This window comes from Ectobacillus sp. (assembly GCF_056992975.1).
This window is the reverse complement of sequence record NZ_JBXKMX010000014.1, coordinates 1-6,993: the sequence shown is the minus strand read 5'-3', so window position 1 is coordinate 6,993 and position 6,993 is coordinate 1. Positions and strand designations below refer to the sequence as shown.

General features: G+C 39.7%; 8 protein-coding genes. All 8 read right to left on the bottom strand.

Features of this window, described 5'->3' with window-relative positions:
* The coding region (locus AC11ZT_RS00625; protein ID WP_484057749.1) for a PDZ domain-containing protein at positions 1-1,109 on the bottom strand (1,109 nt) is incomplete at its 3' end.
* Positions 1,110-1,353: 244 nt separating this feature from the next.
* A complete protein-coding gene (locus AC11ZT_RS00620) occupies positions 1,354-1,551 on the bottom strand; it encodes a hypothetical protein (RefSeq protein WP_484057748.1) in 198 nt (65 codons plus the stop codon).
* A gap of 140 nt (positions 1,552-1,691) precedes the next feature.
* Positions 1,692-3,125: a S41 family peptidase gene (locus tag AC11ZT_RS00615; RefSeq protein ID WP_484057747.1), complete on the bottom strand. Its 1,434-nt coding sequence runs from the start codon at positions 3,123-3,125 to the stop codon at positions 1,692-1,694.
* 124 nt (positions 3,126-3,249) lie between these two features.
* On the bottom strand, positions 3,250-4,143 hold the full coding sequence (gene ftsX, locus AC11ZT_RS00610; RefSeq protein WP_484057746.1) for a permease-like cell division protein FtsX: 894 nt from the start codon (positions 4,141-4,143) through the stop codon (positions 3,250-3,252).
* Positions 4,133-4,819, bottom strand: a complete 687-nt coding sequence (ftsE, locus tag AC11ZT_RS00605; protein WP_484057751.1) for a cell division ATP-binding protein FtsE — start codon at positions 4,817-4,819, stop codon at positions 4,133-4,135. Before ftsE ends, ftsX begins: the two co-directional genes overlap by 11 nt.
* 321 nt (positions 4,820-5,140) lie before the next feature.
* Complete coding sequence (cccB, locus tag AC11ZT_RS00600; RefSeq protein ID WP_484057745.1) at positions 5,141-5,464, bottom strand: cytochrome c551; 324 nt, start codon at positions 5,462-5,464, stop codon at positions 5,141-5,143.
* A gap of 61 nt (positions 5,465-5,525) precedes the next feature.
* Positions 5,526-6,341: a YitT family protein gene (locus AC11ZT_RS00595; RefSeq protein ID WP_484057750.1), complete on the bottom strand. Its 816-nt coding sequence runs from the start codon at positions 6,339-6,341 to the stop codon at positions 5,526-5,528.
* Between the two features lie 319 nt (positions 6,342-6,660).
* Positions 6,661-6,993 (bottom strand): peptide chain release factor-like protein (locus AC11ZT_RS00590; RefSeq protein WP_484057744.1); only part of this gene is annotated, 333 nt, incomplete at its 5' end.

The following is a 6,993-nucleotide window of genomic DNA, read 5'->3' as shown; positions in this document are numbered from 1 at the left end:
TGCTGCACGAGACGTAGTTCTCCGTTCGTGTCGATGACTTCCATTTTACAAAATGCTCCTGCCGTGTTACGTTGGAGCGCACTGTAGAATTCTCGAACGGAAGTAGGATTTACTCCGTTTACTTTCGTAATGATTTCTCCTACCCGCAATCCCATTTCGATTCCTACGGAGTTTGGCAAAATATCTAGAATCATCAGCCCATTGGTTTTCTGAGAAAAATAAGGGAGCGGTTTTTCATCCTCTATTTTCTCACGAATCGTGATGCTTATGCGGCCGAGTATAGCAGTTCCTGCTGCTGCTACTGCGAGACCGGGAAGCCAGATGCTTGCAATAGCAAGTGCAAGTACAAGAAAACTAAGTAACGTAACTTGTCTTCCTGTATACATAATAGCTTGGCTAGGCAGCATTCCTTTCACCTTCATCGAAAATCCGATTGTAAAAGGTACGAGAAAGAGTGAAAATGTGTGCGTATTAACCGAAATAACCGGCCACCATGACAGGAAGGTTTGGATGCCGTCACCTGGAATGAAGACAAATAGGGGTATGATCCATAGACGTTTGCTACGATGCATACCAATCAATAGACCTCGTTTTGCCTTTACAAGACGTGGTGTTGAGGATGAAGAATACTTCATAATAAAATAACCTTCTGTAAAAAGTAAAAGTGCCAGAAGAATAGCGAGACTGGTTAAATAGTTTTCTTTCACATCTGTAAGATACGGTGCAACCTCGCCTACTTTTGTTAAAACATTAGAAAACAAGAGTAGTAGCATTGCAATCCCTACACTGTAGGCAGCCGATAAGTAACGGTACTGAAAGGTAATCGCAAATAAAATGGTCCACAATGCAATAGCAGCTAGACCCATTTTCGGTAGTACAAGACCTACGCCGGCTAGCACTACTGAAAGCAAGATTCCAATCGAAATTCCCGCAAATAAAGACGTAGGCAGCTCGTACATCGCATTATAAATTTTAAAAGAAAAGTCCTTACGTTCTTGTCTAACACGCCAATATCCGGAAAAAATAACACTGATTATACTTATGTATAGGACAGGATGTAGAAAAAAACGTCCGATTGCTCGCGCTAATTCAAACAGCCAAGATTCCATTGTGCCCCCCCAATCTTACTTTATATTTCTGTAAAAGATGTACCTCTTAATAGTATCATATTCGCTTTCTATTTCGGTTTCTATGAAAAAAAAAAGTAATCGTATCAGCGTGGAAGGCAGGTCGACGCTCTGTTGGAAGCACAATCCGTTCTCTTTTTTCCCGTCGACTCTCGTTCCCTTTGCTTACAGGTTCTATTCTCTCTCTTTTGTCCCCCCCATCTTTCTTTTTCACCATCTACGGGCTCTATTCCCTCTCTTTTGTTCCCGTCATCTCTCGCTTCCACCATCTGCGGGTCCAATCCCCTCTCTTTTGTTCCCGCCATCTCTCTTTTCCACCATCTTCGGGCTCAATTCTCTCTCTTTTGTTCCCGCCATCTCTCTTTTCCACCATCAGCGGGTTCAATCCTTCCTCTTTTGTTCCCCCCTCTCTCATTTTCACCATCTACGGGCTCTATCCCCTCTCTTTTATTCCCGCCATCTCTCATTTCCTCCATCTGCGGGTCCAATCCCCTCTCTACTCATGAAAAAAACCACTGAAACATAGTACGTTTTCAGTGGTCAAAGATTGTTACATTCCGTTTCTTATTTCGCTACAAGCTTTAGTGCTGCTTGCATTTGCAGGTCGTTTGTGCCGGAGCGGATTTTATCTATAATCTTATTTTGGAGCGCATCGGCTGTTTTTTGATCGATGATGCCGGTTTGATCCATGTTACTGCTTTGTTGGAATGCCTTTACTGCTGTTTCTGTTTCTTGGCTGAAATAACCGTCAGTGCGACCTGGTTCGAAGCCAAGATCCTTTAATAAAGCTTGTGCACTTTTTACTTGGTCGTTGTTCATGTTATAGGATAGTGCACTTTGGAATTGAATAGGTGTTGCGTAATAATAGTCTGGTTGTTTAATTTCGACGGTTGGATCAATTCCTTTAGTATGAATCCAATTTCCGTCTGGTGTTAACCATTTAAACATCGTAAGCTTTATGTTGCTGCCATCTGGAAGCGGAACGGCTTGTTGTACGGTTCCTTTACCGAATGTTTTTACCCCAACAAGTGGATAGCCTTCTGCTTCCTTTAAACCTCCTGCCAGAATTTCAGAGGCCGATGCACTGCCGTTATCCACGAGTACAGCGATTGGATAAGGTTTACGTTCCTTCAGCTGCGAAAACGTTTTTTGTCGTTGTCCGTTGCGATCTTCTACTTGTACAATTGGCTTTTTATCTGTAACAAATAGCTTCAATATGTCCTCTACACTATTTAAATATCCACCTGGATTGCCGCGTACATCAATGACAAGACCATTAATGTTTTTCTTTTCGAGGTCGGTTAGATTATCTTTAAATTCCTTCGCTGTATTTTCAGAAAAAGATGTGATTTGAATGTATCCGATATTTTTATTATTTTCTGTTTTCACTGAGCTTGATACAGTTAAGAGTGGAATCGTATCCCGCGTAATTTTAAATGTAATTGGTGTGTCCACATTCGCACGTTTAATCTGTAATGTAACAATTGTGCCTTTTTTGCCGCGAATTTTTAATACGGCTTCTTCGCGTGTTTTATCTTTTACACTTTCTCCATCTACTGATAGAATTTCATCATTTGGCTTGATTCCTGCTTTTTCTGCTGGTGAATCCTTAATAGGCGATACGATGATTAGCTTATTATCGACTTTATTCACCTCAGCCCCAATTCCATCTAGAGAAGAATCTAAGGACTGGACAAATTGATTGGCTGTGTTTTTATCCATATAAGTGGAATATGGATCCTTCAGCGTTGAAATCATTCCTTGAATGGCACCTTCGACTAGCTTTGTTTTATCAACATTGCTGACGTAGCGAGAGTCGATCAAATCGTAAGCTTGCTGAATTTTTTGTATATCTCCTTCTCGTGTTGGGGAATTCGATTTACTTGCAAGTATGCCGCCATACGTTTTACTAAATGTATATTGCATTCCTGCATACATGCTACCCGCACCGACTAGAAATGCCGCTACAATCCAAATTATCGCTATTTTACGTTTCAATACGGAATGCTCCTTTCACACATCGTAATTATGTACTGAAAAAGCATCACACTACCAGTGTGATGCCTTACTTACTTCTACTATATGATATGCTTGTACGAATTATGTTTGCAACTATTTCTTCTTATACGCGTAAAAACTTGCGAATAGACATGACGCTTCCCCACATACCGATTAGGGAACCAATTAGGATTAACACTCCTGCTAATTGGAATACAAACGGGCTTGATGGTAACAATTCAAAGATTGTACCAACCAATTTTTGTTGAAGCATCGATTGAATTGATCCGTATGCCGATACGATAAGCACAATTGGAATCAAGGAACCTAGCACACCTAAGAATAAACCTTCTAATAGGAATGGCCAACGGATAAACCAATCTGTTGCACCTACTAGTTTCATAATTCCGATTTCTGTACTTCTTGCATAGATTGTAATTTTAATTGTATTTGAGATTAAGAACATGGCTGTAAATAATAAACCGGCAATTAACACAATACCGATGTTACGACCAATTTTCACCGTGTTAAATAGTTTTTCTACATCGCCTTTTCCGTACTGTACATTGCTAACATATTGCATTTTTTCAATTTGTGATGCAACTTGACCTGTATCTGTCGGATTTTTCGTTTTAATGATAAAAACGTCCTTAAGAGGATTATCTTGTTCAAATAGTTGGAATGATTTTCCACTATCACCAAAGCTTTTAATGACACGTTGTAGTTCTTCTTCTTTAGAAGAGAATGTAAGCGTATCTACTTGTGATATTTTTTGAATGTCTGCTTTTAACGAAGCTTGATTATCTTTAGAAGCAGCAGGATCAATATGAACACGAATTTCTACGTCTTTTTCTACCTTTGAAGCGAAGTGATTTAAATTCATAATAACTGCCAAAAATACGCCTACTAACAGCAATGTAATGGTAACTGCACTGACTGATGCAAATGTCATCCAGCCATTACGCGTTAGACTTTTTCCGCCTTCTCGTACATGACGGGCAAAGGTTTTAGCTTTCATAACCGTACCCTCCCTGAAGTTCATCTCTTAAAATTTTTCCATTTTCAATTGCAATTACGCGGTGACGAATGGTATCCACAATTTCGGAATTATGTGTTGCCATAATGATTGTTGTACCTTGGTGGTTGACTTCTTTAAAAATGTCCATAATTTCCCAAGCGGTATCTATATCTAAGTTTCCTGTCGGTTCATCCGCAATAACAACCTTTGGCTTGTTTACAATCGCACGTGCAATTGCTACACGTTGTTGTTCGCCGCCTGACAGTTGATTTGGAAGGGAATCAGCTTTTTCTTCGAGTCCAACAAGCTTTAATACTTCTGCTACGCGCTCTGCAATTACTTCCCGTTCTTCTTCAATTACCTCTAAGGCAAATGCAACATTTTCGCTTACAGTCATCTTAGGTAAGAGACGGAAATTTTGGAAGATAACGCCGATTTGACGACGGAAGTATGGCACATCATTGCTATGTAGACTTTCTAATGCGATGCCATTTACATTAATCGAACCCGACGTTGGCTTTACTTCACTATACATCATTTTCGTGAACGTCGATTTACCAGCCCCACTTGGACCAACAACGTACACAAATTCGCCTTGCTTAATTTTAACGGAAATCCCACTCACAGCTTCTACACCGTTTGGATACGTTTTATACACATTGTTCATTGTTATCATCATGTATCACCCAATTAATGAATTTGTCTTATTCGACATTCTTTCTTAAAATACAACAGGATCTAACAAATTTCTACATTAATTCTAACAGTTTCGTTTCGTTCTACATTGTATCATCATTGTTTTTCATTTGCCGCTACAATTCGATTACAGTTCTGTTACAGAAGTCTATGCAAATCGTAAACACTCCCTACTTAGGAGTCCTTATCATTGTAAAATATATGGAATAGGAATTCTATGGGAATACAAGGGAGAATACTAGTAGGAAAGCTGGTTTGTTATATTCTGGAGGAAGAAGACTCAAAAGGCAGCCCTTTTGAGTCATTTTTTCTGTGAAAGCCACTGTGCCACTTTTGTTGCGTCTTCTTTCGGAATGATACCCGCTGGCATGGAGCCGCGTCCTTTTTCTATGATTTTTTCAATTTGAGCTTGGCTAAATTCACCGCCCGCTTTTTGCAGAGCTGGTCCTAATTTTCCTTCTAAATTTGTTCCATGGCAACTTGCACAGCTTTGTTGGTAGATCGTTTCTGCGCTATCCGTACTAGCAGGGACTTTAGCTGTCTGATTTTCTTCCTTCGCCGCGCAAGCACTTAGTATCGTAGCAAGCGCTATTCCTGTCATTGCAATAAGAAGCTTTCTCTTCATACACATCCTCCTTCGCATACATTTTATTTTTATTATAACCTGTTATGGATGGTTTTTCCTCCTATGCCGGTTGAAACCCTTCTCCGAGTACCTCTGAAGCATCGGTTACTATAACAAAGGCGAATGGATCAGCTAGTTTAACAACTTCTTTCAGCTTTGTAAATTCCATTTGATTAACAACGCACATAAGGATAGGACGTTCATCATTTGTATATCCACCAAATCCGGGCAATCTCGTAACTCCGCGATCCACCTTTTGCAAAATTGCCTGGCAAACGCGGTCTTCTTCATTCGTAATAATAATGGCCATTTTAGAACGTCCCATTCCCACTTGTACGAGATCGATTGTTTTACTTGTAACATATAGGCTAATGAGTGCATACATACCGCTTTCTAAGTTAAAGACAATAGCAGAAGTAATGACGATTGTGCCATCAATAAGTGCTACGCACATACCAAGCGAAAGTCCAGTGTATTTATGAATAATTTGGGCTGCTAAATCAGTCCCTCCTGTCGATGCCTTTCCTCGAAACACAATGCCAAGCCCCAATCCAACGCTTATTCCGCCAAATAGTGCACCGAGAAGCTGATTATGCGTGGCAGGTTCGATATCCTTTGATGCAAATACAACGAGCGGAAGGAAAATGGTTCCTATTAATGTTTTCACCCCAAACTGTTTTCCTAAAAGAAGAACACCTGCTATAAAAAGAGGGATGTTACAAGCCCATTGTACATAGGCAGGTTCCCATCCGATTGTCGCCTTTAAGATGGTACTAATCCCGCTTACTCCTCCAGATGCAATGCGGTTTGGCATTAAAAAGATGTTAAATGCCAAGGCAATCAAAGTGGAACCTACGATGATATAGATATATTCCATTATTTTTTGCAATTGGGGATTTGATGCTTTTCTTGCTTTATGTTTTGTTTCCATAATTCCTCCAAGTATGAACTAGTAATTTTGTCTTTAATTTTCATGATAATGATAATTTCTTTAGAAGCCGTTACAATTTATCGCTGATAATTCACTATTTTCAAGTTTTTACGATTGTGCATGTATTCAGTATGATATGACTATCTCCTATAAAAAAGAGAAGCACGTAAGCACTTCTCTTTCCCTCTAATTCTATATAGATAAGTTGTCATACAACTACCTCACTAGAATCTACATTTTTTAAAAGCCGAAATCAGGCTTTTTTTTATGAGATTCTAGAGCGAAGATAGGAATCAATAAACGGATCGAGATCGCCATCCATTACCGCTTGAATATTTCCTGTTTCCGTACTTGTACGGTGATCTTTCACTAAAGAATACGGATGGAAGACGTAGGAACGAATTTGGCTTCCCCAGCCAATTTCTTTTTGTTCGCCGCGAATTTCATCTAATTGCTGCTGTTGTTCTTCCACGCGTTTTTGATATAGCTTTGCTTTTAACATATGCATCGCTTTTTCACGGTTTTTAAGTTGAGAACGTTCCGCTTGGCAGTTTACTACGATATTGGTTGGAATATGCGTAAGTCTAACGGCAGAATC

Bases quoted from the DNA above. Each gene is read 5' to 3' on its own strand.
- AC11ZT_RS00595 (WP_484057750.1), bottom strand. From the start codon at position 6,341: ATGGAATATATCTATATCATCGTAGGTTCCACTTTGATTGCCTTGGCA.
- ftsE (WP_484057751.1), bottom strand. From the start codon at position 4,819: ATGATAACAATGAACAATGTGTATAAAACGTATCCAAACGGTGTAGAA.
- AC11ZT_RS00620 (WP_484057748.1), bottom strand. From the start codon at position 1,551: ATGGTGAAAATGAGAGAGGGGGGAACAAAAGAGGAAGGATTGAACCCG.
- ftsX (WP_484057746.1), bottom strand. From the start codon at position 4,143: ATGAAAGCTAAAACCTTTGCCCGTCATGTACGAGAAGGCGGAAAAAGT.
- cccB (WP_484057745.1), bottom strand. From the start codon at position 5,464: ATGAAGAGAAAGCTTCTTATTGCAATGACAGGAATAGCGCTTGCTACG.